1 protein-coding gene is annotated in these 540 nt (G+C 61.3%); it reads left to right on the forward strand.

Annotated elements, in window-relative coordinates; translation table 11 throughout:
* Positions 1-194: 194 nt before the first annotated feature.
* A partial coding sequence (locus tag HWY45_RS36335; RefSeq protein WP_425129153.1) for a plasmid fertility inhibition factor family protein occupies positions 195-540 on the forward strand: 346 nt, incomplete at its 3' end.

Below are 540 nucleotides of genomic sequence, written 5' to 3' on the forward strand. Positions count from 1 at the left end.
GCAAGATGTCGACTGAATACGCACGACCGGATCGCTCCAGCAACGGCTTCGAGAACGGTTGCTTGCGCCGTTCGGTCATACATGATTTCGCCGTTCGTATTCCGGGTATCCGCCGGCTACGCGGCCGTGGCCGTAGCCGTGATCGCGCTACTACACTCCCCCACAAAAAATCGCACGCGCCATCAGAGAAAATAATGACACTCGCTCGGGCACAACAAGACGGCGTGGAGGTCTGGATCATCCAGCTTCCCGGACACGCCGCCTATACCTATACGCATCTGAAGCGGGTATTCGCCTCCGACGATTCGCGACATCGTGTCGTGACGGTCGACCTGCGGAAACTGCTGGCCTGCGCCGACCGCGACACGACCGATTATGTGCTGCCGTCGGTGCAGTACTGGGCGCCGGGCAAGGCTGCCGGCATTCGCGAATTCCTCGACCCGGAGGCGGCGAGGATTCCGGACATGCCGTTCATCACGTTTCGCGAGACGAGAACGCGGACGCTGCTCGGCATCCCGGGCCTGTCGAAAATCGGTGTCG

Source organism: Burkholderia stagnalis (assembly GCF_902830275.1).
Taxonomy (GTDB): Bacteria; Pseudomonadota; Gammaproteobacteria; order Burkholderiales; family Burkholderiaceae; genus Burkholderia; species Burkholderia stagnalis.